The sequence below is a fragment of the Arthrobacter sp. SLBN-112 genome, assembly GCF_030944625.1.
Lineage (GTDB): Bacteria > Actinomycetota > Actinomycetes > Actinomycetales > Micrococcaceae > Arthrobacter.
In genome coordinates this window covers 3,440,055-3,465,757 of sequence record NZ_JAUSXY010000001.1, presented here as the reverse complement: position 1 = coordinate 3,465,757, position 25,703 = coordinate 3,440,055, and the positions used below count along the sequence as shown (strand labels likewise).

Genomic DNA, 25,703 nt, shown 5'->3' with positions numbered 1-25,703 from the left:
TTGGGCCTGCACGGGCAGCGGATGCCGCATGCAGGCAGGGGACAGACTACGGCAGGGTGAGGATTTCCGCACCGGTTTCGGTGACCAGCAGGGTGTGCTCGAACTGGGCTGTGCGCTTGTGGTCCCGGGTCACCACGGTCCAGTCGTCGCTCCACATGTCCCACTCCACGGTTCCGAGGGTGAGCATCGGTTCGATCGTGAACACCATTCCCGTTTCGATCACGGTGTTGTACGCGGGGGCGGCATCGTAGTGCGGGATGATCAGGCCGGTGTGGAATGCTTCGCCGACGCCATGGCCGGTGAAGTCGCGCACCACGCCGTAGCCAAAACGCTTGGCGTAGGACTGGATGGCGCGGCCGATCACGTTGATTTCCCGCCCCGGGGCCACCGCCTTGATGGCCCGGTTGAGCGACTCCCGGGTGCGTTCGACGAGCAGCCGGGATTCCTCGTCCACGTCACCCACCAGGAACCTGTAGTTGGTGTCGCCGTGGACCCCGTTGATGTACGCCGTAATGTCGATGTTCAGGATGTCGCCGTCCTGGACCACAGTGCTGTCCGGGATGCCGTGGCAGATGACCTCGTTCAGCGACGAGCACAGGGATTTGGGAAATCCGCGGTAGCCGAGCGTGGAGGGGTAGGCCTGGTGGTCCAGCAGGAATTCGTGGCCCACCTTGTCCAGTTCATCGGTGGTGATGCCGGGCTGGATGTGCTTGCCGACCTCGACGATGGCCTGGGCCGCGATCCGTCCGGCGATGCGGATCTTTTCGATGGTTTCGGCGGACTTGACCTCCGAGCCGGTGAATTTGGCCGGGGCAGGCTTGCCGACATACTCCGGACGGGGGATGGACGCCGGGACGGAACGCTGCGGGCCCACGGTACCCGGGGTGAGGGTGCCGGTGGGTGCAGTGGAGGCAAGGGAAGGCATAGATTGATCATATAAGGCACCGCAGAACGCCTAACAACCGACAAGCGGCGGAGGACGCACGTAGGTGTTTGTGTTACGTGGATCACCCGCGGCTTTCCTGTCGCCGGAACGAGGAGCAACGATGACTGAGTACTGGTTCAACGTCAATACCCACGAAGTGGAAGAGGACCGGCTCTCTGACTGGAGCCAGCTCATTGGGCCCTATAAGACCCGCGAAGAAGCGGAGCACGCCATTGAGAAGGTCAGGGCGCGCAATGAAGCCTGGGAAAAGGGCGACGACGACTGAACAGTTGGGTGGGTTGGGCGCCTTGGTGTCGGGGTGTCCGGACGGCACTCCTCCGCGGACTGCCTCGGCCGCGGGCGGCCTCACCTTGACGTCCGCTTCCGGAGTACCGCCCGGACGCCGCACGTCGCGCTGGCATTTCCGTCAGGTCGACCGTTCCTCTGCGGCCTCGGGACAAAGTAAAAAGCTAGAACGAATGTTCCGGGCCGGGGAACTGGCCTGACCGGACGTCCTCGCCGTAGGCGGTGGCTGCGTCCAGGAGGGTGGTACGCAGGTCCGCGTATTGTCTGACGAATTTCGCCATCCGGCCGCCGCGCAAGCCGGCCATGTCCTGCCAGACGAGGACTTGGCCCGTGGTCGCGTTCCCGGCGCCAATGCCGATGGTGGGAACGTCCACGGCGGCGTCCACTGCGGCTGCGGTGTCGGCGGGGACCATCTCCATGAGCACGCAGAACGCGCCTGCGGCGGCGAGGGCGCGGGCATCGTCGATCAGCCGCCGGGCGTCGTCGCCCCGGCCTTGCACCCGGTATCCGCCCAGTGCGTGTTCGCTCTGCGGGGTGAAGCCGATGTGTGCCATCACCGGGATGCCCGCCTGCACCATTGCACGCACCGTGGGTGCGTAATACGCGCTGCCCTCGATTTTCACCGCATGGGCCAGGCCTTCCTTCAGGAAGCGGACGCCGGTGGCGACGGCCTGTCCGGCGCTGACCTCATAGCTGCCGAAGGGCAGGTCGGCGACCACCATGGCGCGCTTCGCGGACCTGGCGACGGCGCGGCACAGCGGCAGCAATTCGTCCACGGTGACCGGGAGGCTGGTTTCGTTGCCGAAGACGTTGTTCGAGGCCGAATCACCGACCAGCAGCACTTCAATGCCCGCAGCGTCGAAAATCTCCGCTGTGTACTGCTCGTAGGCGGTGAGCATGGCGAACCTGGTGCCGTCGCGCTTGGCCTGCTGCAGGTGGTGGATGCGGACCTTGGCTGGTTTCGGCGCGGCGGCCGCCGGTGTTCCGGGGCCGCTGCCGTAAGGGGCTGGTACTTCTGCGGACGCGCTGGAGTCGGAGCTGTTGCTGGTGGCCATGGGATGAGCGTAGTGCGGGACCTGCCGTGCTTGCTACCGCAGCCGGCTCCCGGTAAAGGTGATTAGCGTCATAGCGGCTGTGCCGGAACGCCGTGGAAGTCCCGCAGTAAACCCCGCCGGTGCGCGCTGCGGGCGCCGCGGGAGGTTAATGCTGTGTTACGCACGGCGCAGGCTCAAGCATCGGCGCCGAATGATTAGTACAGTGTTGGTGAACTGCTGCCGGCTTTCCCCTTTGCGCGGGCCCCGGAGCACGAACGTTGACCGGAGAAGAGGCCATCATGGACCGCCAGCAAGAATTTGTCCTGCGCACGATCGAAGAGCGCGACGTACGTTTCGTGCGGCTGTGGTTCACCGACGTCGTGGGATCGCTGAAGTCCGTGGCGCTGGCGCCGGCGGAAGTCGAAGGAGCCTTCGAGGAAGGCCTCGGCTTCGACGGTTCCTCCATCGAAGGCCTGGCCCGCGTCTTCGAATCGGACATGCTGCTGCAGCCGGACCCGGCAACCTTCCAGATCCTGCCGTGGCGCGGCGAGACGGAGCAGACCTCACGCATGTTCTGCGACATTCTGACTCCCGACGGCGAGCCCTCCACCGCTGATCCGCGCAACGTCCTCAAGCGGACCCTTGCCAAGGCTGCGGACATGGGCTTCACCTGCTACACGCATCCCGAGATCGAGTTCTACCTGCTGAAGTCCCAGGAGCCGGGTCCGGACGGCGCACCCGTTCCGGTGGATGAGGGCGGCTACTTCGACCACGTTCCCGGAGGCGTGGCCCAGGACTTCCGCCGCACCGCCGTCACCATGCTGGAATCGGTGGGAATCTCGGTGGAGTTCAGCCATCACGAAGGCGGTCCCGGCCAGAACGAGATCGACCTTCGCTACGCCGACGCACTGCAGACCGCGGACAACATCATGACGTTCCGCACGGTCATCAAGGAGGTGGCCCTGCAGCAGGGAACCTACGCCACCTTCATGCCCAAGCCGTTCACCGATCACCCCGGCTCCGGCATGCATACGCACTTCTCGCTGTTCGAGGGGGACAGCAATGCGTTCTTCGAGGCAGGTGCCGAGTTCCAGTTGTCCAAGACGGCCCGGCAGTTCATTGCCGGCATCCTCAAGCACGCCCCCGAGTTCACGGCGGTCACCAACCAGTTCGTCAACTCCTACAAGCGGCTCTGGGGTGGCGGCGAAGCTCCGAGTTACCTGAGCTGGGGGCACAACAACCGTTCCGCACTGGTCCGCGTGCCGCTGTACAAGCCGGGCAAGGGCCAGTCCGCCCGCATCGAGTACCGCGGCATTGATTCCGCGGCCAACCCCTACCTTGCCTATGCCGTCCTGCTCGGTGCAGGGCTGAAGGGCATCGAGGAAGGCTACGAGTTGCCGGCAGCCGCCGAGGACGACGTCTGGTCGCTCAGCTCGGCCGAACGCCGAGCCATGGGCCACGATCCGCTGCCGGCAAGCCTGCACGATGCCATCCGCTCCATGGAGGACTCGGAGCTGATGCCGCAAATCCTCGGCGAGCAGGTCTACGAGCACTTCCTGCGCAACAAGCGCGCCGAGTGGCAGGACTACCGCCTGCAGGTGACGCCCTACGAGCTGCAGCGCAACCTCGGCATCCTCTAGGTGCCCGGCGTGAGTCTGGCACGCCGCCTCATCGCGGCCGGATTCAGCGACCTGGAGAAGGGCGAACGGTTCCTGGCCGCGCGCGAACTCGAGGGGCTGGACCAGGACACGCTCTTCGCCGGGCTGCAGCTTGCGGCCAGCCCGGATACTGCCCTGCAGTCCTTGGTCCGTCTGATCGAAAAGCATCCGCAGCTCCGGGAGCTGGCCGCCGCCGGGACGGAGGCCAGCGAGCCGATGTACAGGGTCCTTGGGGCCTCCGAAGCGCTGGGGGAGTTCCTGATCCGGCACCCCGAACACCTGGACGCCTTCTGGGTCCGTGCCAGTCCCGAGCCGCTGCCGGCCGATCCTGACCGGCTTCGGGCAACACTTTTGCAATCAGTCGGCGCCGACCCACGCGCCGCCCGTCCCGTCGCCGCCGTGACCGGAGTCGACGCCTACGCCGCCCTGCGCACGGCGTACCGGCGCGGGCTGGTGGACCTGGCCGTCAAGGACCTGTGCGCTGCGGATCCGCTGGACTTCCTGCCGTCTGTCGGCCGTGAACTTGCGGACCTCGCGGCGGCCGCCATCGAAGCCGCCCTCGCTGTGTCCCGTGCCGAAGCGTCCGGCCAGTACGGCGCCGCCGACGTCGCCGACGTCGGCCTCGCCGTCATCGGCATGGGCAAATGCGGCGCCCGCGAGCTGAACTACATCTCCGACGTCGACGTTATTTATGTGGTGGACGCCGGCAGCTTGGAGGACGCGGACGCCAACACCATCGGCACGGCCCTGGCCAGCGGCATTTCGAGGGCCATCTCGTCGGTGGCCCGGGAACCCGGACTGTGGGAAGTGGACGCGAACCTGCGTCCCGAAGGCAAGTCCGGTCCGCTGGTCCGCACCCTTGCCTCGCATGAAACGTACTACGCCAGATGGGCTGAAAGCTGGGAATTCCAGGCGCTGCTGAAGGCCCGCGCCATGGCCGGTGATGCCGTGCTGGGCCGCAGGTACGAGGAAGCCGTGGCGCCCCTGATTTGGAACTCGGCGGGGCGGGACGGCTTCGTTGAATCCGTCCAGGCCATGCGGCGGAGGGTGACAGAGCACATTCCGCCAGCGGAGGAACAACGGCAGATCAAGCTGGGCCGCGGCGGCCTGCGGGACGTCGAATTCACCGTCCAGCTGCTTCAGCTGGTGCACGGCAAGGCCGATGAGTCATTACGACGACGGGACACCACCTCGGCGATCGCCGCATTGTCGGCCGGGGGCTACATCGGGCGTTCCGACGCTGCTGCGTTCGACAACGCGTACCGGTACCTGCGCCTGCTGGAACACCGGATCCAGCTCTTCCAGCTGCGCCGAACCCACCTCATGCCCGTGGCGGAGCCGGCCTTGCGCTCCCTGGCCAAGGCCGTGCTGGGGCCCTTCTCCAACGAACGGCCGGGACCCGATGCACTGTTGTCCGCGTGGCAGCGGACCAAGCGCTCGGTCCGGGAACTGCATGAGCGCATCTTCTACCGGCCGCTGCTGAACACCGCGGCCAAGCTCAGCACCGAGGACGCAAAGCTGACCCCGGAAGCAGCCCAAGGGCGGCTTGCCGCCCTCGGCTACCGGGACCCGCAAGGGGCGATGCGCCACATCGAGGCATTGACGGCCGGCGTCAGCCGCCGCGCTGCGCTCCAGCGGCAGCTGCTGCCCATCCTGCTGGACTGGCTCGCGGAAGGGGTTGATCCCGATGCCGGGCTGCTCGCCTTCAGGCGCGTCAGCGAGGCACTGGGCACCACGCACTGGTACCTGGGCATGCTGCGCGACTCCAACGCTGCCGCTGAACGCCTGTGCCACATGCTGTCCAACTCCCGGCTGATCGCCGACCTGCTGGAAGTATCTCCGGAGTCCGTGGCATGGCTGGGGCAGGACAAGGACCTGGTTCCGGTGGGCTTCGAAGCCCAGTGGCAGGAAATTACCGCCAAGATGTCCCGGCACGCGGACCCGGAGAGCGCCATGCGCCTGATCCGCCTGATCCGGCGCCGGGAGATCCTGCGCATTGCCATCGCCGACTCGGCAGGCCTGCTTGACCAGGACCAGGTGGGCAGGGCGCTGGCGGACACTGACCGTGCAGCCGTCCTGGGCGCGCTCAGGGTGGCGGAGGGGATCGTTTCCGCCGGCGGCCCGCTCAAGACCACAGTGCTGGTGGTGGCCATGGGCCGTCAGGGCGGCCGGGAGATCGGCTATGGCTCCGACGCCGACGTCATGTACGTGCACCGGGCCCTCCCGGGCTTCACCGAGGCCGAGGCCCAGGAACAGGCCACCCGCCTCGTGGCCAAGGTATCCAGCCTGCTCACCCAGCCCTTGAGACCGGCCATCATGGCCGAACGCGTGCTGCAGATGGACGCCGACCTCCGGCCGGAGGGCAAGAACGGGGCCATGGTGCGTTCCCTGGACTCCTTCGCCGAGTACTACCGCCGCTGGTCCCTGATTTGGGAGGCGCAGGCACTGCTGCGGGCACGCCCGATGGCCGGCAACGATAGCCTCGCCGCTGATTTTCTTGAGCTGATCAATCCCATCCGGTATCCGGCGTCGATTTCCGACCAGGACGTGCGCGAGATCCGGCGGATCAAGGCCAGGGTGGAATCCGAGCGGCTGCCGCGCGGCGCCGACCCCGCACGCCACCTGAAACTGGGCCGTGGCGGGCTGAGCGACGTCGAGTGGCTGGTACAGCTGCTGCAACTCCAGCACGCCGGAAGGCACCCGGAGCTGCGGACCACGTCGACCCTGGAGTCTTTGGCCGCGGCCGCGCGGTTGGGGTTACTGGAGGACGGCGACGCGGGGCTCCTGGCCGACGCCTGGCGGCTGGCCAGCCGTATCCGGTCCGCCAACGTTATCTGGAGTGGCAAAGCCTCAGACCTCCTGCCGTCTTCCCGCCGGGACCTCGAAGCGGTAGCGCGCTGGTGCGGCTACGAGCCGGGCCGGGCCGCAGCGCTGGAGGAGGACTACCTGAGGGTAAGCCGGCGGGCCCGGGCTGTCTTTGAACGCGTCTTCTATGGCCAGTAAGGCCCGGGACTGGGTCTGGCTCATCCCGCTGCGCGACCTCGACTCCGACGCCCGCGCCATCCAGCTCGGTGCCATCGCCGGCATGGGGCTGCAGCCCGGCCAGGAGCGCTTTGTCGGCGATCCTTTGCGGATGACTCTGGCAGGGCTGGAAGAAGAGTCACGGCGGCCGTATGTGGTGGAGGCGTCAGGAGCCGCCGCAGGCGTGTTGACGCTCCAGCTGGGGGCGGCAGGACTGGCCGGCTGGCCTGACGACCATTCAGCCTGGCTGCTCCGTGGCTTCCTCATCGACCGGAGGCACCAGGGCAAAGGGCTTGGGTCGCTCGCGGCCGCCGCTGCCGTGGACGCCGCCCGCCGGCTGACCGCGCGCCAGCACAGCGGTGAGTCCGGCGTCGTCCTGTCCGTCAACGAGGCAAACCCTGCCGGACTGTCCGCTTACCGGCGCGCCGGTTTCGTCGACGCCGGACCGTACCTGGGTGGGTCCGCCGGGCCGCAACGGACCATGTTCCACAGTTTCGGTGGCGTGGCGCAGCCGTAACGCGCCGGACCGGCATTGCGCTCAGCAAGCGTTTGCCCGATCATGTGGATTGGCGGTGTTCTTCAACCTTGTTGGGGGGAAGGCTGTACTGAGTCTTCGTCTCGGGGGGCATTCGTCAGGGGGGCCGGCTCCCGGTCTCAGCACGTCTGGAGCCGGGCCCCCACCTTGCGGCCCGCCGTTCCGGGAGACGGGAGCCATGAACGCGAAAAGGCGGCCACCGGATGGTTCCGGTGGCCGCCTTTCGTTACGTCAGCATGCCTGGCAGGCAGGCTGCAGGCTAGACGCCGTAGTAGAGCTCGAACTCGTAGGGGTTCGGGCGCAGCGACAACGGGCGGATCTCGTTCTCGTACTTGTACTCGATCCAGGTGTCGATCAGGTCCTGGGTGAACACGCCGCCGGCCTGCAGGAACTCGTTGTCCTCGGCCAGGGCTTCCAGGGCTTCTTCGAGCGTGCCCGGGGCTTTGGGGATGTCCTTGGCTTCCTCGGCGGGGAGCTCGTAGAGGTCCTTGTCGATCGGAGCCGGCGGCTCGATGCGGTTGCGGATGCCGTCGATTCCGGCCATCAGCTGCGCAGCGAAGGCCAGGTACGGGTTGGAGGAGGGGTCCGGTGCGCGGAACTCGATGCGCTTGGCCTTGGGGTTGGTGCCCGTGATGGGGATACGGATACCGGCGGAGCGGTTGCCCTGCGAGTAGACCATGTTGACCGGGGCTTCGAAGCCCTTGACCAGTCGGCGGTAGGAGTTCACCGTGGGGTTGGTGAAGGCCAGGACGGCGTTCGCGTGCTTGAGCAGGCCGCCGATGTACCAGCGGGCGGTATCGGACAGGCCGGCGTAGCCCTTCTCGTCGTAGAACAGCGGCTCGCCGCCGTTCCACAGCGACTGGTGGCAGTGCATGCCCGAGCCGTTGTCACCGAAGACCGGCTTGGGCATGAAGGTAACTGACTTGCCCCAGGCGTCTGCGGTGTTCTTGATGACGTACTTGAACTTCTGCAGGTCATCGGCCGCGTGGGTCAGGGTGGTGAACTTGTAGTTGATCTCGGCCTGGCCGGCGGATCCAACTTCGTGGTGGCTGCGCTCGACCTCAAGGCCGGCTTCGTCCAGGGCAACGCACATAGCATCGCGCAGGTCCGCCTGCTTGTCGGTGGGGGAGACCGGGAAGTAACCGCCCTTGACGGGGGTCTTGTAGCCCAGGTTGCCGCCCTCTTCCTCGCGGCCGGTGTTCCAGTGGGCTTCCTCGGAGTCGATCTTGTAGAAGCTGCCCTGCGGTGAGGACTGGTACTGGACGTTGTCGAACACGAAGAACTCGGCTTCGGGAGCGAAGAACGCGGTGTCGGCGATGCCGGTGGAGGCCAGGTAGGCCTCTGCCTTTTCAGCCACGCCACGGGGGTCGCGGTGGTAGGGGTCGCCGGTGCGCGGGTTCACGATCGAGAAGTTCAGCGCGAGCGTCTTCTCCATGCGGAAGGTGTCCAGGAACGCGGTGGTCACGTCCGGGATCAGCTGCATGTCAGATTCGGCGATGCCCTGGAAGCCGCGGATGGAGGAACCGTCGAAGAGCTGGCCGTTGACGAAGAAATCGGCGTCAACACTCTTTGCGGGGACGTTAAAGTGCTGCTGGACGCCCGGAAGATCGGTGAAGCGGATATCGACGAACTTTACATCTTCGTCCTTGATGAACTTGAGGACTTCGTCCGCAGTCTTGAACATCTATGCTCCTAACGCATATGTAAATATCTGGCATGCAAGCCATGTGGTCCAGCGCAATCCAAAGGCAGGGAGAACGCAAGGTTTTCCCTGCTGGTACACCTGCCGAGGGGATTTGCTTGAAACTTCTCACAGCCTATGGATCCGGCATTTCCCGTCCGTGTCCGCATTGTTTCGGGCAGGTTACAGAATGCCCTGCTATGGAAACGCTATCGCCGGTCCACAGTGTGGTCCAACCCCATCCACACTGTGGGCGCCCACCTGCCGCAGGGCCGGTAGGCTTGGATGGTGGTAGATCGCAAAGACATTGGTTCCTGGCTCAGCGGACCGGATACGTCCGGCGTCTCCAAATATCCGGGTGAGCGGCTGGGCCTGCCGGAGTCCGGTCCCGGCTCCATCGCACGGGCAGGACGCAGGATCGTCGCGATCATGATCGATTGGGGCATTGCGCTCCTGATCAGCAACTTTGCGTTCGGCGGTGACTCCTGGGCCACGCTTGCGGTCTTCGCCATCGAACAGATCCTGCTGGTGGGAACCCTTGGCTACAGCATCGGCCACCGCATCATGGGCATTGCCGTGGTGAGGCCGGGTGGGGGCACGCCCGGACCGCTCGCCGCCCTGGTGAGGACGGTCCTGCTGTGCCTGGTCATCCCCGCCGTCATTTTCGACCCCGACCAGCGCGGACTTCATGACAAGGCGATGAATACGCTGCTGATCCGCCGGTAGGTGCCAAGGCGGTCAGCTGCGGCTGGACGCGAGGCGGTCGGGGGTGCTCTCCGGCAACGCGGTGTCAAGGTAGCCGCGACGCCCGGCCCAGCGCTCGAACAGGATGGTTGCGAACGGGAAGACCGCGGAGAAACCTGCCAGTGCCGCCACCCGGAAGGGCCATCGCTCCACGCGCCAGAGCATCAGTGCTGCCAGCCCATAGCCCATGAACAGGGCGCCGTGGACGGGCCCCGCCACCTGGACGCCAAGCTCTGTGGTTCCGGCGATCCATTTGAAGTACATCCCGGCCAGCAGCGCTGCCCAACTGCAGGCTTCGGCGATGGCAAGGATCCGGAAGGCCCGGACCACTGTGGTCCTCAGCGGCATGGTGGTGTTCCTGTCGTTGGTTAGATGCACGGTCCGTCACATGGTGGGTGCCGCCGGTTCGGCGGCAAGAAAAAACGCCCCGGCGCCCGGCGATGCCGGTACCGGGGCGTTCGGCCAGTTAGCGTCCGCGGTTGGGACGGGCCTTGTAGGGGTCTATTCCCTTGGGGATCGGAAGCCGGGTGCCCATGGAAGCGATGCGCTTGGACACAGTGCTGACTTCCAGCTTGGTCAGTTCGTTCTTCATCTTGCCCATTTTCTTGGCCACCTGGCTAAGCGGGACCTGGCCTTCGCCGTGCCCGGTCTGGATGGTGTGGACCGGAACGTTGGGCAGGATCCGGGCGAGGCGCTTGCGTTCGGCATCCAGCAGCGGCTTTACCCGGTGGGTGGGGCCTTCACTGACAAGGACGACGCCGGGACGGCCCACCGCACGGAACACGGCATCCTGCGTGCGAGGATTGACAGCCACGGGCTGTTCCTCGGTAATCCAGCCACGGCGGAGCGTGCCCAAGGCGGCGCCGGAGGCGCCGGGCTGGTTTTCGATCTGCGCGAACGCTGCGCGCTCAGCGCGGCGGGACAGAATGAATGTGGCTGCCAGCAGGCCCAGCGGAATACCGATGATCAGGCCGGTGATCCAGTTATCCAGCCAGAAGCCCACCAGGAAGCTCACAGCCACAACGCCCAGGAATGCCAACAGCATCAGCCACGGAACCATGGGGTCGTGGCGGCGGGTCATGGTGAAGACCTCGCCGATCTGCTTAAGCCTGCTGGGCTTCTTGGCCTTCGCTTCCTTCGGCTTGCGCGTGAACAGGCCGCGCTTCACCGCGCTGGAGCCCGCCGGGGTGGAGTTGCTGGAGTCAGGGGATTTAGCCATAGTGCCTCAATTCTACGTGACTTAAACGCAAGGGCCGGACGCCGGAATCTTCCGGTGTCCGGCCCTTTGCCAGTCCTCGCAGAGGAGGTCAGGAATGTGAGGCGAGGAGGGTGCTGGCTTCCTGGCGGGTGGTGCCGGAGTCTTGGATGCCGTCGGCGATGTGGGCGAGTTCGGCGGGGATGTCGCGGCCTTTTTTGCGCATGGCGGTGGCCCAGAGGCGGCCGGCGCGGTAGGAGGAGCGGACCAGGGGGCCGGACATGACGCCGAGGAAGCCGATTTCTTCGGCTTCGTGCTGGAGGTCCACGAATTCCTGGGGTTTGACCCAGCGGTCCACGGGCAGGTGGCGTTCGGAGGGGCGGAGGTATTGGGTGATGGTGATCAGGTCGCAGCCTGCCTGGTGGAGGTCGCGGAGGGCTTCGGAGATTTCCTCGCGGGTTTCGCCCATGCCCAGGATGAGGTTGGATTTGGTGACCATGCCCAGGTTCCGGCCTTGGGTGATGACGTCCAGGGAGCGGTCGTAGCGGAACGCGGGGCGGATCCGTTTGAAGATCCGGGGGACGGTTTCGACGTTGTGGGCGAAGACTTCGGGTTTGGAGTCGCAGATCGCCTTGATGTGGTCGGGGTTGCCGGAGAAGTCCGGGATGAGCAGTTCGACGCCGGTGCCGGGGTTCAGTTCGTGGATTTTGCGGACGGTTTCGGCGTAGAGCCAGACGCCTTCGTCTGCGAGGTCGTCGCGGGCGACGCCGGTGACGGTGGCGTACCGGAGTTGCATGGATTGGACGGAGCGGGCCACTTTGGTGGGTTCGAACATGTCCACGGGGGAGGGTTTGCCGGTGTCGATCTGGCAGAAGTCGCAGCGGCGGGTGCATTCGGAGCCGCCGATCAGGAAGGTCGCTTCCTTGTCTTCCCAGCATTCGAAGATGTTCGGGCAGCCGGCTTCCTCGCAGACGGTGTGCAGGCCTTCTTTTTTGACCAGGTTCTTCAGCCCGACGAACTCCGGGCCCATCTGGACCTTGGCCTTGATCCATTCCGGCTTCCGCTCCACCGGAACGGCAGCATTGCGCTGCTCGATCCGCAGCATCTTCCGGCCTTCAGGTGCCAATGTCACAGTAGAGCTCCTTCAGGGCTCGAAACCAATGCTTCTTCGTGCTTGTGGAATTCCTCCACGAACCGGTCCACGACGTGGGCCGGACGGATGTCCTGTCCTGTTTCCAACGACATGGTGGTCACGCCTGCGTCGGTGATGCCGCAGGCGATGATCTGGCCATAGGGGGCAAGGTCGTTGCTGCAGTTGATGGCAATGCCGTGCATGGTGACGCCGTTCAGGACCCGGATGCCGATAGCGGCAATCTTGCGGTCGGGGCCCTTGGCGTCTGCCTTGATCCAGACGCCGGCCCGTCCCTTGATGCGTTCTGCGTTGATGCCGTAGTCCGCCATGACCGTGATCATGATGTCTTCGAGGCGCTCCACGTAGTCGCGGATGCCGGCGCGGTTCTTTAGCTTCAGGATGGGGTAGGCGACCAATTGCCCGGGGCCGTGCCAGGTGAGTTTGCCGCCGCGGTCCACGGAGACGACCGGGGTGCCGTCAAATGGCCGCTCGTGGTCCTCGGTGAGCTTGCCGGCCGTGTAGACGGCTGCGTGCTCCAGGAGCAGGACTGTACTGGGGGCAACTCCGGCGACAACTTTGTCATGGAGTTCGCGCTGGGCTTCCCAGCCTTCCATGTAGTCAACGAAGTCGGGGGCAAGACCCAGCTGTGAAAACTCAAGAGTCATGGGATCCAGCTTAGACCCCGCAGCCGTTCCGGCCCGGTTTAGTGTCCAAGCTCACCGCAGGCACCCAATGTGACTGCTGCGGCGAGTGCCTGTGGATAACTTCTGCAGCCCTGCCGGGATTCCGCTAGACATGGACTATGGATGTTGCACAAGCGCCAGAGGTTCCGGGCTACGACGTCGGCCGGCTGTTGGGCCGCGGCGGCAGCGCGGACGTGTGGCTGGGCACGGAACAACGTACGGGCAGGGCGTACGCGCTCAAGTGCTTCCGCACCTCAGGTACGGGGGTCCCGGGGCCGGGCGTGCGGGAGGAAGAGGTGCGGAGGGAGATCCGCATTCTTTCGGTCCTGGACCACCCGCACCTCATCAGGGCCCACGACGCCGTGCGTGTGGTGGCGCCGCGGACCGGGACGGCCCTGACCATGGACTATGCCGCCGGTGGCTCGCTGGCGCAGTTGGTGGCTTCCCGGGGCAGGTTGAGCGTGGGGGAGAGCGTTACCGTGCTGACGCCCATTGCGCAGGCCCTGGGCTACCTGCACGGACAAGGGTTTACACACTCGGACGTTTCACCCGGGAACGTACTGTTCACCGGGCAAGGGAAACCGATGCTGTCCGACGTCGGCGTGGCCCGGATGCTCGGCGATCCAGGCGGTGCGTTGACGGCTGGAACCGCCGGCTTCCTTGACCCGTCACCCGTAGATGCCGTCCGCGCGGGGCTTCAGCCCGAGCGTGATGTCTTCTCGCTGGCAGCGCTCGGCTGGTATTGCCTGACGGGCGAAGTGCCCGGCCGTACGCTGGACCGGCCGCCGTTGTCCCTGCTGGTTCCCGGCGTCCCGAAGGAGCTTGCCGCAGCCCTCGAACAGGGGTTGAACGAGGACCGCCGGTTACGGCCCACTGCCATGGCGCTGGGTACTGCCGTCTACCGCAGCGCGGCGCCACTGCCGCTGGACCTCTCGGGTGCCGTCCATCCCACGGTCCTGCCGGAGTTGCTCACCCGCCGAAATATGCCCGCCTCATCGAAGGGTACGGCCCTGGGTACGAAACTCGGGAGCCTGCGCCGGCGGGCCTCAACCTTAAGATGGTCCGGGCCGGGATCGCGGGCACGGAACCGCCCCTTTCCCATCACCCGGGCCGAGGCAGCATCGCACGGAAAACATGCGGCCGGACCAGTCGGGACCCAGGCATCACGAATCCCCCGACAGACGGCCCGGGTCGCCTTGCCGGCAGTGGCCGTGGCGGCGGGAATATGGTGGCTGTCCGCTTCCGGTGGTGCAGGACCCTGGCGCGGCGAGGCTGCACCGGGCATGCCGGTGGACTCCGCTGCCCACGCTTCGTCTGTTCCAGCCACGTCAGGCCATGACGGCGAAAACGGCCTTGCCGGCGTGCTTGGCGAGGCCCGGCAGCAGGCCGCGGCTGCCGACCCCTTGGTGGCTGTGCGGGGGCTGGCAGCGCTGCGCGACTACGCCCTCCATACCGGCAGCGTGGAACTGCTGTCCGCCGTCAACGCGCCCGGTTCGCCCGCCGCCGCGGCGGACCAGGACATTGCCGGGCAACTGGGTGCCTCCGGGCAGCGCCTCGACGGTTTCACCACTACGGTTTCGGACGTCACGCCCGAATCCGGCTCGACGCAGGGCCGTGCCGTGGTCCGTCTGACCTCCGCCTCGTCCGGCTACCAGGCCATGAGTGCGGAGGACGAGGTGCTGGCGGCAGGCGCAGCCAGCCCGGCCCAGCGCCTCAGGTTGGTCCTGGTGTCCGTTGACGGCCAGTGGAGGATCAGCGACATCCTTCCGGGCGGGTGAAGCGGGTGACGGATCCCCGGCCGTCCGGCATCGGTGCTCCCGGTCAGTTGCCGCTGTCCTTCCCTGCGACCCAGCGGGCGGCAGAGTCGAGGTTCCCGTGCTGCCACCGGAAGCCGGCTGCCGACAGGACCGCAGGTTCCATCCGCTGGCTGAACAGCAGAAGCTCCTCGGCGAGCCTGGGCATCACCGTCCGCAGGACCGGTGCCGGAACCCGCAGCACGGCGGGGCGGTGGAGGGCATGGACGAGTGCCGCAACGATCGCGTTGACGTCCGCCTGCTCCGGTGCCGCCACGTTCACCGGCCCTTTCACCCGGGATTCGAGAAGGAACAGGAAGGCAGCTGAGACATCCGGAAGCGTCACCCACGGCCAGAACTGGCGGCCGTTGCCGAACGGGCCGCCCAGGCCCAGCCGCAACAGGGGGAGCAGCTTGCCCAGTGCCCCGCCGGAACGGCTGAACACCACCCCGGTCCGGGGCGTCAGCACGCGAACACCCTCGGGCGCCAGGTTGGCTTCCCGTTCCCACTCGACGCAGATCTGTGCCAAGGTGCCTGAACCGGCAGGTGCGTCCTCGCGCAGGACCGTGTTGCCGGCGTCGCCGTAGTAACCTGACGCCGATTGGCTGATAAAGGTTGCCGGCGGCGTTTCCAGCTGACCCATGGCCTGCACCAGGGTCCGGGTGGGTGCCAGCCGTGAACTGAACAGTTCCTCGACCCTCCGCCGCGTCCAGGGCCTGTCGCCAATGCCGGCTCCGGCCAGGTTGACGACGGCGTCCGCGCCGGCAAGGGCGCCGGGGTCCAGGACGCCAGCCGCCGGATCCCATCTGATTTCGGACGCGGCGGCGGGCGTCCGGCGGACCAGCGTCACCACCGAGTGGCCGGCATCGCGGAAGGCTGCGGACATGGAGGTGCCGATGAGCCCCGAGGCGCCGGCCATGACGATATGCATGGTCCATCTCACCACGGCAGCGCGGCTCCGGCACCTCCCGCAGGGGCACGCGGCGGTTGACTATGATCGAACGATGACTTCCTCGAGCTACTTCCGTTTCCCGCATCTGCACGGCGACCTGGTCACTTTCGTGGCCGAGGACGACGTCTGGATCGCGCCGCTGGACGGCGGCCGGGCCTGGCGCGTCTCGTCCCTCCAGCTTCCCGCCCGCAACCCCCGGTTCACGCCGGACGGCGAGCGGCTGGTGTGGACAGTGGTGCAGGGAACAGCGCCGGAGGTTGTCTCGGCACAGGTCGACGGCGGCGGGTACCGGCAGCTCACGTACTTTGGGCACAGCAGCACAAGGGTCAAGGGGTTCACCGCCGGCGGTTCCGTGGTGGCCACCAGTGCGTTCCGGCAGGCTGAAAGCCGGCACACCTACGCCTACAGCGTCCCGTTGGATGGCGGGTGGGCCCAGGAGTTGCCGTACGGTCCGGTCGAGTCCGTGGCCTTCGGCCCCGAAGTAGGCGACGAACGCCCCGTGGTGCTGGGGACGGTGCTGTCCCGCGAACCGGCATGGTGGAAGCGGTACCGCGGCGGCACGGCCGGAAAATTGTGGATCGACAACGACGACAACGGCGAGTTTGAGCGGCTGCTGCCGGACCTGGACGGCAACCTCGCCGATCCCCTCTGGGTCGATGGCCGGATCGCCTTCCTTTCCGACCATGAGGGCTACGGCAACCTCTACTCGGTGCTGCCCAACGGAGAGGACCTGCGCCGGCACACCGACCACCAGGACTTCTATGTCCGGCACGCCGCCACCGACGGCAAACGGGTCATCTTTGAATCCGCCGGCGAGCTCTGGGTCCTGAACGATCTTGGGTCGGACGCTGTCAAGCTGGACATCTCCCTGGGCTCCGCCTCGCAGACCAGGCGCCCGGCACTCCTCGATGCAACCAAGCACCTGGGCGCTGTGGCACCCGATACCACCGGTGCCGCCAGCGCCGTCGAGTCGCACGGAACCATCCACTGGGTACGCCACAAAGACGGGCCGTCCCGCATCATCGAGGCAACCCCCGGCGTCCGCGGACGGCTGCCCAGGCCGCTGGGCGACGGCCGCATCGCCTACATTGCCGACCACGACGGCGTCGAGGCGCTGCACATCAAGGACATCGCCGCACCTGTCCCGCACGGGACCCAGCAGGCGGAAGCACGCGATGCAAAGGCTGTGTCGGGTTCCGCCGCGGGCGACTCCGCCGGTGCCGGACAAGCCGGCGGGGAGGGGCCGGAAACAGTCAGCCTGCCGCAGCCGGTCCCGGCCTCCGGTGCCGCAGTGCTTGCGGGCGGCACCCAGCATGTTCCCTCTGACGACGACCACCAGGCGGACGTGGCACCGGAAGACTCAACTGCCGCGGCGGAAGCCCGGGCAGATGCGGCGGACACCGGCATCGCGGTCCCCACGCCGTCGCGGGCCAGCTCGCTCGAAGCCAGCCCGGACGGCCGGTGGGTGGCCCTGGGTACCTCGTTTGGCGACGTCCATGTGGCCGATACCCGCACCGGAAACCTCACGCGGGTCGCCAGCATCGGCGAAGGCAGTATCTCCGAGCTGGCCTGGTCCGCGGACTCGCGCTGGCTGGCGTGGTCTGAGCCGGTCACGTCCTTCGGCTCGCGCAGCCGCCTGCGCCTGGCCACCGTGGACAACCTCGACGCGGACCCCGTGGATGTCACGGATGGGCGCTTCCGTGACGATTCCCCATCATTCACCCCGGACGGCAAGTTCCTGGCGTTCCTTTCCAACCGCAGCTTCGACCCCGTCTATGACGGGCACTCGTTCGACCTCTCCTTCCCCAGCCCCATCAAGCCCTACCTTGTGGCACTCGCGGCTGACACGCCGTCGCCCTTTGGCCCGTCGGTGGATCCGGCCGGCGAGGAGCCGGCAACCGAAGCGGGAACGGGCGGCACGGACGCAAGCGAAGGGCAGCACGGCGGGGCGGCCGTCCACGTCGACGCGGAGGGCCTGGCGCACCGCGTCATCGGGGTTCCCGTACCCCAAGGCAACTACAGCTCATTGAAGGCCGTTGACGGCGCACTCCTGTGGCTCGACTCCGTCCTGGCCGGTGTAACGGGCGACGGCAAGGCCAGCCAGGAGGACAAGGACGCCCGCCCCAGCCTGGTCCGGTACGACATCGCCCGCCGCAAGCCGGCCACGCTGGTGGACGCCGTGGACAGCTACCGCCTGTCCGGGGACCGCAGTAAGGTGGTCCTGGTCTCGGACAAGCACGTCACTGCCGTCCCGTCCGATGCTAAGGCGGATGAGGAATCCGGCAAGGCCGTCAAGGTGGACCTGGGCCGGATCAGGGTCCTGCTGGACCCGCTCAGCGTCTGGGGACAGGCGTTCGACGAAGCCTGGCGCCTGCAACGCGACTTCTTCTGGACCGAGGACATGGCCGGCCAGGACTGGGAATCGATCCGTGCCCGGTACCGGCCCCTGGTGGACCGCCTGGGCTCACACGACGACCTGGTGGACCTGCTGTGGGAGTTGCACGGCGAACTCGGCACGTCCCATGCCTACGTGCGCCCGGCCGCTGTGACCGAACGCGGCAGCCGCGGGCAGGGCCGGCTCGGCGCAGACCTCACCCACACGCCGCACGGCTGGGAGATCACCCGCATCCTGGCCGGTGAGTCCTCCGACCCCCTCGCGACCTCGCCGCTGACCCGGCCGGGCGTCGGCGCCAAGGCCGGGGATATCCTGCTGGCTGTTGACGGCATCCCCTTGTCACAGGCCGTCACGCCTGCCATGCAGTTGGTGGGCGCCGCCGGCCGCGCGGTGGAGCTGACCCTGCTCAACGGCCCGGGACACGGCGGGGCTGCGGGCACCCAGCGGCGGGTCGCCGTCGTGCCGGTCAAGGACGAGGAGCGGTTGCGGTACCAGGAATGGGTTGCCGGCAACCGGCGCACCGTCCGGGAGGCCTCCAACGGGACATTCGGCTACCTCCATATTCCGGACATGATGGCCAATGGCTGGGCGCAGTTGCACCGGGACCTGGACACGGAAACCGCGCTGGACGGCCTGATCGTCGATGTGCGCCGGAACCGCGGCGGGCACACGTCCCAGCTCGTCGCCGAACTGATCGGCCGCAAGGTCACCGGCTGGAGCATGCCGCGCGGGGAAAAGCCCCGGACGTATCCGCACCACGCGCCGCGCGGGCCGGTGATCATCCTCGCCGACGAATTCGCCGGGTCCGACGGCGACATCATCACCCAGGTCTCCAAGCTGCGGGGAATTGGACCCGTGATTGGGACGCGGACCTGGGGCGGTGTGGTGGGCATCGACAACCGCTTCTCCCTGGCAGACGGCACAGGTGTCACCCAGCCCAGGTATGCCACCTGGTTCGGCGGCGGGGTCGGCTGGAGCGTGGAAAACTACGGCGTTGATCCGGACATCGAGGTGACCTACCCGCCGCACGCCTACGCCGCCGGCCGCGATCCCCAGCTTGAGTACGGCATCGGCGCGCTTAAGGAAATGATCCAGGAACTGCCCACCGACCGTCCGCCGGTCCGTTCGGGTTACCGCCGCCTGAAGCCTGCGCCGCTGCCGGCCCGCCGGCAGGGGAGCCAGGCTGAGGCCCCGGCCTAAAGTTCCCGCGGGCAAACGAAAGGCCCTGCCCCGCCGGATGTCCGGCGGGGCAGGGCCTTTTCGCGTGTATATGCCGGCGCGGCCTACGCCTGCAATGTGGCATCCAGGGTGATCTCGATGCCGGTGAGGGCCTGGGACACCGGGCAGCCCTTCTTCGCGGCCTCGGCGATCCGCTGGAAGTCCTCCTCCGAGATGCCCGGAATGCGGGCGGTCAGGGTCAGGTGGCTGCCCGTGATGCCGGTACCCGGCTGGAAGCCGACCTCAGACTTCGTGTTGACTTCCTCGGGTGTGAAGCCGGCCTGGCTCAGTTCGTGGCTGAATGCCATGGAGAAGCATGCCGAGTGTGCAGCGGCGATCAGCTCTTCCGGGCTGGTCTTTCCGCCGGCGGCCTCGGTGCGCGCCTTCCAGGTGACATCAAAGGTACCCAGGCCGGAGCTGTCCAGGGTGGTGTTGCCTGAGCCTTCGGTCAGGCTTCCGGTCCATACAGTGTGCGCGTTGCGTGTTGTCGCCATGTCACTCCTCAACGTCGATTCGATTTCGGGCCGGGCACCCGCGGCCGGGCCCGCTGTTTCCCATCCTAGGGACCACGCCTGCCGGGTGCACGGGTTGTCCGCTCTCAGAGGATTATGACCGGACGGCCGGACGCGCCGGCTCCTGCGGGCTTACTGCCAGATGGTGGCGATGGCCACGTTGACCAGGGCCAGGCCGCCCACGCCGTGGGCGAGGCCGGTGGAGACGGGCTGACCGTTCTTCACCTTGCGTGTCCCAATGACGGCCAGGACTGCCACCACGAGGCCGACAGCGAACTTGATGCCCAGCTTGGCGTAGTTCGGATCGAACTCGGCCGGGTTCTGGCCGTGGAGGACCGGAAGGAGCCCCATCATGGCGATGCCGGTTATCAACTGGACGAAGGCACCGTCACGCTGACGGGGGTGGACCGAGGGCGTCTTCATGTTGGCGATCCAGATACCCACCACCATGGAGGCGCCGACGATGTGCAGGAAAAGCAGGATGTAGAAAAGTATGGTCATGGACCCAGCTTAGCCAGTCAGTTCTACGCCACGTAGCAAAACCACGCTGGCGCCGGGCGGCAGGTATAGTGCGCCGGGTTAAACGGCGACGGCGGCGCCGGCAGCGGGCGGTTTCCCACCCACGCCGGCACCGCCGTCGTTGAATCCGGCGGCGTTACAGCCCCAGGTCCGCTTCGAAGGCGCCCTCTTCCAGGCGTGCCTTCAAGGTCTGGAGGAAACGGCCCGCGTCGGCGCCGTCCACCAGGCGGTGGTCGTACGTCAGGGAAAGGTACATCATGGAGCGGATGGCGATCGAGTCGTCACCGTTCTCGTCCGCAACCACAACGGCCCGCTTGACGATGGCGCCGGTGCCCAGGATGCCCACCTGCGGCTGGTTGATGATCGGGGTGTCGAACAGGGCGCCAACGGAACCGATGTTGGTGATGCTGAACGTGCCGCCGGACAGCTCGTCCGGGCCGATCTTGCCGTCGCGGGTGCGGGAAGCGACATCCGCGATCTTGCCTGCCAGTCCTGCAAGGTTCAGGTTGCCGGCATCGGCGATGACCGGTACCAGCAGGCCCTTGTCGGTGTCGACGGCGATCGCCAGGTGCTCGGCGTTGTGGTAAGTGATTTCCTGCTTTTCCTCGTCGTACGCAGCGTTGAGCTTCGGGTGCTGCTTGAGGGCCTCGGCCACGGCCTTGGCGATGAAGGGCAGGAACGTCAGCTTGACACCGTTCTGGGCCTGGAAGGAGTTCTTGGCCCGGGCACGCAGCTTGGCGACCTTGGTCATGTCCACCTCATGGACCTGGGTCAGCTGCGTGGAGATCTCCAGCGATTCACGCATGCGCCGGGCGATGACCTGGCGGATGCGGGGAGCCTTCTGGCTGGTGCCGCGCAGGGAGGAGGCAGCAGCACCGGAAGCGGCCGGAGCGGACGCTGCAGGGGCTGCGGCCGGACTTGCGGCGGGAGCGGCTTTTGCCTCTGCCGCGGCAATGACGTCCTGCTTGCGGATGCGGCCGCCGACGCCGGTGCCGGACAGCGAGGAGATGTCAACGCCGTGCTGGTTGGCCAGCTTGCGGACCAGGGGGGTGACATAGCCGGACTCGGAGCCACCGGCCGGGGCTGCCTCCTGGGCTGCCGGAGCAGCAGGTGCGGCAGCCGGCGCGGGAGCAGCAGCAGGGCCGGGAGCTGCGGCCTGAGCAGGAGCTTCCTGCTTGGGGGCTTCCTGCTTGGGGGCCTCCTGCTTGGGGGCCTCGGGTGCGGGTGCGGCAGCCGGAGCCGGGGCCGCAGCAGCGGGAGCACCGGAGCCGATAACGGCGAGCACGGAGCCAACCTCGGCGGTCTCGTCCTCGTTGACCCGGATTTCCTGCAGGGTGCCTGCCACCGGAGACGGAATCTCGGTGTCCACCTTGTCAGTGGAAACTTCCAGCAGCGGCTCGTCCACCTCAACGGAGTCGCCCACGGCCTTCAGCCAGCGGGTGACGGTGCCTTCGGTGACGCTTTCGCCCAGCGCGGGCAGTGTGACCTCGTGGCTGTCGCCGCCGCCGGCAGCCGGTGCTGCCTGGACGGGAGCTTCCTCGGCAGGTGCTTCCTGCGCGGGGGCCGCCTCAGCCTGGGCTGGAGCTTCCTGCGCGGGGGCTTCCTGGGCGGGTGCTTCTTCGGCAGGCGCGGAACTGCCGCCGGAGCCGTCGCCAATACGCACCAGCGGTGCGCCTACCTCGGCGGTCTCATCTTCAGCGACCAGGATTTCTTCAATCACGCCAGCTACAGGAGAGGGGATTTCAGTGTCTACTTTGTCGGTGGAGACTTCGAGCAGCGGCTCGTCCACCTCTACCCGGTCACCTACCTGCTTGAGCCAGCGGGTGACGGTTCCTTCGGTGACACTCTCACCGAGGGCGGGCAAGTTAACGGATTCAGACATGTCGTCCCCGTTCTCCTTATTGATCTTTAGTGCGAATGATTGCTGCCATGGTGGAAGCCTAGTGCACCCGGTCTGCGCGGCCGGGTGCACCGGGCCTGGTAATACTGTGGAAAATCAGCCGTGCAGCGGCTTGCCGGCCAGCGCCAGGTGGGCTTCGCCGAGGGCCTCGTTCTGGGTGGGGTGGGCGTGCACCAGCTGGGCCACGTCCTCCGGGTAGGCTTCCCAGTTCACGATCAGCTGGGCCTCGCCCACCTGCTCGCCCATGCGTGCACCGATCATGTGGACACCCACCACGGGGCCGTCCTTCTGGCGGACCAGCTTGACCAGACCGGAGGTGCCCAGGATGGAGCTCTTGCCGTTGCCGGCGAGGTTGTACTCCTGCGTCTGCACCTGGTCTTCGCCGAACTTTTCCTTGGCAGCCTTTTCGGTGTAGCCAACGGTGGCGATTTCGGGTTCGGAGTAGGTGACCTTGGGGATGTTGATGTCCTCAACGACCACCGGCTTCAGGCCCGCGATTTCCTCGGCAACGAAGATGCCCTGCTGGTAACCGCGGTGCGCCAGCTGCACGCCGGGAACAATGTCGCCCACGGCGTAGATGTTGCCGACGCCCGTGTGCAGGCGCTCGTTGGTGATCACGAAGCCGCGGTCAATGGTGATGCCGGCGTCCTCGTAGCCCAGGTTGGCGGTGACGGGGCCGCGGCCAACGGCCACCAGCAGCAGGTCGGCTTCGAAGGTCTTGCCGTCCACGAGGGTGACCTTCACGCCGTCGTCATTCTGCTCGACGCCCTGGAAGAAAATGCCGGTGGAGAACTTGATGCCGCGCTTCTTGAAGGCGCGCTCGAAGTTCTTCACGATGGTCGCGTCCTCGTTGGGAACGAGGGAGGGGAGTCCTTCGACGATGGTGACGTCCACGCCGAACGACTTCCAGACCGAGGCGAATTCGACGCCGATGACGCCGCCGCCGAGGATGATGGCGCTCTTGGGGATGTAGTCCATGGTGAGGGCCTGGTCCGACGTGATGACCTTGCCGCCGATTTCCAGGCCGGGCAGGGTGCGGGAGTATGAGCCGGTGGCCAGGACGATGTTCTTGCCCTTGTAGGCGGTGCCGTTCACGACGACGGTGTCTGTGCCCTGCAGCTTGCCTTCGCCCTCGATGACGGTGATGCCCTTGGACTTGATGAGTCCCTGCAGGCCCTTGTATTTGCCGGCGATAATGCCGTCCTTGTAGGCGTTGACAGCGTTGATGTCGATGCTGTCGAGGGTGACGTTCACGCCGTACTTGGCGGAGTCACGGGCGTGGTCGGCCAGCTCCGCTGAGTGCAGCAGGGCCTTGGTGGGGATGCAGCCGTTGTGGAGGCAGGTGCCGCCCAGCTTGCCCTTCTCCACGAGGCCGACGGTAAGGCCCAGCTGTACCGCCCGCAGCGCCGCGGCGTACCCGCCGCTGCCGCCACCGAGTACCAGGATGTCGAATTCTTGCGCAGTTGCCTGATCGGCCACTAAAACGCTCCCTCGCGTGAACGATGACGCGATCAGCGCGCATCATCTGGTCTTGGAACTTGCACTGCCGTGATTATGTCAGCAGGGCAACTCTCTTGCATTTGTGACTACCGTGGTTCACCTTAGCGAACCACCTATCCATGCTCCACCTTGGCGGCGCGTTTGTGGAGCGCTTGTGGCCAGTGTCACGCGGCTTTGTGGTGGAGGGATCACCCCCGCCGCAAAGCCGCGTGGCACCGTGCACCAGCCCTTGATCAGGCCGCGGCGAGGATGTCCTCGACGTACGCAACCAGGGTCCGGACGGTGCAGCCGGTGCCCTGCTTGTGGGTGTAGCCGTACGGGCTGCCGTTATTGAACGACGGCCCGGCAATGTCGATGTGCGCCCAGGGGATTTGTGCGCCCGCCTTGTCCTTACCCACGAACTCGCGCAGGAACACCGCCGCTGTCATCATTCCGCCATGCCGTTCGCCGATGTTGGCAAGGTCCGCCACCTGGGAGTCCAGGCTGGGGCGCAGTTCCTCCGGCAGGGGCATGGGCCAGACCAGTTCGCCTGCGCGGTCGGCCGCAGCCTTGAGCGGGCCCGTGACGCTGTCCGAGCCCATGATGCCGGCGGTACGGTTGCCGAGTGCAATGAGCTGCGCGCCGGTGAGGGTGGCGACGTCGATAATGGCGTCCGGGTATTCGCCGCTGGCGGCGACGATGCCGTCCGCCATGACCAGGCGGCCTTCGGCATCCGTATTAAGCACTTCCACGGTCTTGCCGCCGAACATGGTCAGGACATCGGCGGGGCGGGAGGCGCTACCGCCGGGCATGTTCTCGGCGATGCACAGCCAGGCGGTCGCCTTCACGGGCAGGCCCAGCCCGGCGATGGCCAGGACAGTGTTAAGGACGACGGCGGCCCCCGCCATGTCGCTCTTCATGTCGCCCATGTTCAAGGCCGGCTTGAGGGAAATACCGCCGGTATCGAACGTGATGCCCTTGCCGACGAGCGCGATCTTCGACGTGGCCTTGGCGGGGGAGTACTCGACCTTGACCAGCCGCGGCTGGCGCGAGGAGCCCTTGCCAACGCCCATGATGCCGCCGAAGCCTTCCTTTTCCAGGCGCTTTTCGTCCCACACGGTCACCTTCACGGGCAGGCCCTTGGCCAGGTCCTTGGCGGCCTCTGCGAACGATTCCGGGTACAGGTGGCTGGGCGGGGTGTTGACCAGGGACCGTGTTGCGTTCACTGCCTTGGCCACCAGGCCGGCCCGCTTCAGCGCGGAGTCCACACCGCCGTTGCCGGCCAGCTCGGTGAAGATCACGGCATTGCGGACGGGATCCTTAAGCCCGTCCGTTGAAGACCGGAACTCGGTAAAGGCATAGGCGCCCAGCGCTGCACCCTCGGCGACAGCCGCGACGTCCTGCACCGTCGCCGTCGGAAACGCCAAGGTGACTGTGGCCAGGCCCGCAAGCTGCCGGACCGCCGAGCCCGCGGCGCGGCGAAGCGACTCGCCAGACAGAGGCTCCATGGCCGCGACCTTGCCCACGCCGGCGAGGACCAGGATTCCGGCTCCGGTTTCGGGCAGGCCCGGCAGGCGCACCAGCTGGTCTGCGGCTCCGGTGACGCCGAGCGCCTTGAGGGAGTCCGTGATGGCTTCAGCGGACTTTGCCGTCAACGGGTTGTCCAAGAGGACGGGTCCGTCGGTTCCCTGCCCCACCCCGATGACCACTGCATCGCTGGGGCTCTTCTTCAAGTCCCGCGAGACGGTACTAAGGTTGATTTCAGTATTCTTGACCACAGGGATGAGTCCTCAATTCTCGAAACGTTCGGGCAGGGATGCATGTTGGGCGCTCTGCCATGGTGGCCCGGCTCCGGCCGTTGTTGGACCGCTCCGGGTGCGTGCAAGCCCGCCTGGCAGGCCAGTTCCGATCGTAGCCCTTCCGCACCATGGCGGGAGAATTTCCTGAGATGTGCGCCACACGTGGTGTCGGAATGCCCGGAACCCCCGCCGCGTTATGCAAGATGTCCACCTGAACCGCTG

Annotated in this window: 20 protein-coding genes; 7 read left to right on the top strand and 13 right to left on the bottom strand. The window is 66.7% G+C overall.

The window, feature by feature from the left end:
• Nucleotides 1–46 precede the first annotated feature (46 nt).
• The gene (gene map / locus QF050_RS16140; RefSeq protein ID WP_308931327.1) at nucleotides 47–925 is read right to left on the bottom strand and encodes a type I methionyl aminopeptidase; all 879 of its coding nucleotides are present in this window, start codon (nucleotides 923–925) and stop codon (nucleotides 47–49) included.
• Nucleotides 926–1,046: 121 nt separating this feature from the next.
• Between map and QF050_RS16135 the strand changes: the two genes are divergently transcribed.
• Nucleotides 1,047–1,211 carry an SPOR domain-containing protein gene (locus tag QF050_RS16135; RefSeq protein ID WP_159632225.1) on the top strand — a complete coding sequence of 55 codons (165 nt, stop codon included), beginning with the start codon at nucleotides 1,047–1,049 and terminating at the stop codon, nucleotides 1,209–1,211.
• Between the two features lie 184 nt (nucleotides 1,212–1,395).
• Here the strand turns inward: QF050_RS16135 and panB are convergent, their stop codons facing one another.
• Entirely contained in the window at nucleotides 1,396–2,286 is an 891-nt protein-coding gene (panB, locus tag QF050_RS16130; protein ID WP_308931326.1) for a 3-methyl-2-oxobutanoate hydroxymethyltransferase, read from the bottom strand.
• A 278-nt stretch (nucleotides 2,287–2,564) separates the two neighbouring features.
• Between panB and glnA (QF050_RS16125) the strand changes: the two genes are divergently transcribed.
• From glnA (QF050_RS16125) to QF050_RS16115, 3 genes are read left to right on the top strand one after another with little or no spacing between them, the layout of a single operon-like run.
• The gene (gene glnA / locus QF050_RS16125; protein ID WP_026266112.1) at nucleotides 2,565–3,905 is read left to right on the top strand and encodes a type I glutamate--ammonia ligase; all 1,341 of its coding nucleotides are present in this window, start codon (nucleotides 2,565–2,567) and stop codon (nucleotides 3,903–3,905) included.
• Nucleotides 3,906–3,914: 9 nt separating this feature from the next.
• Nucleotides 3,915–6,926 carry a bifunctional [glutamine synthetase] adenylyltransferase/[glutamine synthetase]-adenylyl-L-tyrosine phosphorylase gene (locus tag QF050_RS16120; RefSeq protein WP_308931325.1) on the top strand — a complete coding sequence of 1,004 codons (3,012 nt, stop codon included), beginning with the start codon at nucleotides 3,915–3,917 and terminating at the stop codon, nucleotides 6,924–6,926.
• The gene (locus QF050_RS16115) at nucleotides 6,916–7,461 is read left to right on the top strand and encodes a GNAT family N-acetyltransferase (protein WP_308931324.1); all 546 of its coding nucleotides are present in this window, start codon (nucleotides 6,916–6,918) and stop codon (nucleotides 7,459–7,461) included. The genes QF050_RS16120 and QF050_RS16115 overlap by 11 nt, the downstream gene beginning before the upstream one ends.
• A 277-nt stretch (nucleotides 7,462–7,738) precedes the next feature.
• Here QF050_RS16115 and glnA (QF050_RS16110) read toward each other — a convergent pair whose 3' ends face one another.
• Nucleotides 7,739–9,163: a type I glutamate--ammonia ligase gene (gene glnA, locus QF050_RS16110; protein WP_308931323.1), complete on the bottom strand. Its 1,425-nt coding sequence runs from the start codon at nucleotides 9,161–9,163 to the stop codon at nucleotides 7,739–7,741.
• Nucleotides 9,164–9,448: 285 nt separating this feature from the next.
• Here glnA (QF050_RS16110) and QF050_RS16105 point away from each other — a divergent pair, with 285 nt between their 5' ends.
• A complete protein-coding gene (locus tag QF050_RS16105) occupies nucleotides 9,449–9,886 on the top strand; it encodes an RDD family protein (protein WP_308931322.1) in 438 nt (145 codons plus the stop codon).
• Nucleotides 9,887–9,898: 12 nt separating this feature from the next.
• Here the strand turns inward: QF050_RS16105 and QF050_RS16100 are convergent, their stop codons facing one another.
• The 4 genes from QF050_RS16100 to lipB form a co-directional block, all read right to left on the bottom strand.
• Nucleotides 9,899–10,252 carry a DUF3817 domain-containing protein gene (locus QF050_RS16100; protein ID WP_308932191.1) on the bottom strand — a complete coding sequence of 118 codons (354 nt, stop codon included), beginning with the start codon at nucleotides 10,250–10,252 and terminating at the stop codon, nucleotides 9,899–9,901.
• 118 nt (nucleotides 10,253–10,370) lie between these two features.
• The gene (locus QF050_RS16095; RefSeq protein ID WP_308931321.1) at nucleotides 10,371–11,123 is read right to left on the bottom strand and encodes a DUF4191 domain-containing protein; all 753 of its coding nucleotides are present in this window, start codon (nucleotides 11,121–11,123) and stop codon (nucleotides 10,371–10,373) included.
• Between the two features lie 88 nt (nucleotides 11,124–11,211).
• On the bottom strand, nucleotides 11,212–12,231 hold the full coding sequence (gene lipA, locus QF050_RS16090; protein WP_308931320.1) for a lipoyl synthase: 1,020 nt from the start codon (nucleotides 12,229–12,231) through the stop codon (nucleotides 11,212–11,214).
• The gene (gene lipB, locus QF050_RS16085; protein WP_308931319.1) at nucleotides 12,228–12,896 is read right to left on the bottom strand and encodes a lipoyl(octanoyl) transferase LipB; all 669 of its coding nucleotides are present in this window, start codon (nucleotides 12,894–12,896) and stop codon (nucleotides 12,228–12,230) included. Before lipB ends, lipA begins: the two co-directional genes overlap by 4 nt.
• A 137-nt stretch (nucleotides 12,897–13,033) precedes the next feature.
• Here lipB and QF050_RS16080 point away from each other — a divergent pair, with 137 nt between their 5' ends.
• Complete coding sequence (locus QF050_RS16080) at nucleotides 13,034–14,692, top strand: protein kinase (protein WP_308931318.1); 1,659 nt, start codon at nucleotides 13,034–13,036, stop codon at nucleotides 14,690–14,692.
• A gap of 43 nt (nucleotides 14,693–14,735) precedes the next feature.
• Here QF050_RS16080 and QF050_RS16075 read toward each other — a convergent pair whose 3' ends face one another.
• The gene (locus QF050_RS16075; protein ID WP_308931317.1) at nucleotides 14,736–15,638 is read right to left on the bottom strand and encodes a TIGR01777 family oxidoreductase; all 903 of its coding nucleotides are present in this window, start codon (nucleotides 15,636–15,638) and stop codon (nucleotides 14,736–14,738) included.
• Nucleotides 15,639–15,711: 73 nt separating this feature from the next.
• Between QF050_RS16075 and QF050_RS16070 the strand changes: the two genes are divergently transcribed.
• The gene (locus QF050_RS16070) at nucleotides 15,712–19,254 is read left to right on the top strand and encodes a S41 family peptidase (RefSeq protein WP_308931316.1); all 3,543 of its coding nucleotides are present in this window, start codon (nucleotides 15,712–15,714) and stop codon (nucleotides 19,252–19,254) included.
• A gap of 83 nt (nucleotides 19,255–19,337) precedes the next feature.
• On the opposite strand, the gene QF050_RS16065 is transcribed toward QF050_RS16070, so the two are convergent.
• The 5 genes from QF050_RS16065 to QF050_RS16045 all read right to left on the bottom strand — a co-directional run bounded on the left by QF050_RS16065 (nucleotide 19,338) and on the right by QF050_RS16045 (nucleotide 25,460).
• Nucleotides 19,338–19,766, bottom strand: coding sequence for an OsmC family protein (locus QF050_RS16065; protein WP_308931315.1), 429 nt, complete (start codon nucleotides 19,764–19,766; stop codon nucleotides 19,338–19,340).
• Between the two features lie 150 nt (nucleotides 19,767–19,916).
• The gene (locus tag QF050_RS16060; RefSeq protein WP_308931314.1) at nucleotides 19,917–20,285 is read right to left on the bottom strand and encodes a hypothetical protein; all 369 of its coding nucleotides are present in this window, start codon (nucleotides 20,283–20,285) and stop codon (nucleotides 19,917–19,919) included.
• A 154-nt stretch (nucleotides 20,286–20,439) separates the two neighbouring features.
• Entirely contained in the window at nucleotides 20,440–22,185 is a 1,746-nt protein-coding gene (sucB, locus tag QF050_RS16055) for a 2-oxoglutarate dehydrogenase, E2 component, dihydrolipoamide succinyltransferase (protein WP_308931313.1), read from the bottom strand.
• A 114-nt stretch (nucleotides 22,186–22,299) separates the two neighbouring features.
• Complete coding sequence (gene lpdA / locus QF050_RS16050) at nucleotides 22,300–23,682, bottom strand: dihydrolipoyl dehydrogenase (protein WP_308931312.1); 1,383 nt, start codon at nucleotides 23,680–23,682, stop codon at nucleotides 22,300–22,302.
• A 254-nt stretch (nucleotides 23,683–23,936) separates the two neighbouring features.
• Complete coding sequence (locus tag QF050_RS16045; protein WP_308931311.1) at nucleotides 23,937–25,460, bottom strand: leucyl aminopeptidase; 1,524 nt, start codon at nucleotides 25,458–25,460, stop codon at nucleotides 23,937–23,939.
• Between the last annotated feature and the right edge of the window lie 243 nt (nucleotides 25,461–25,703).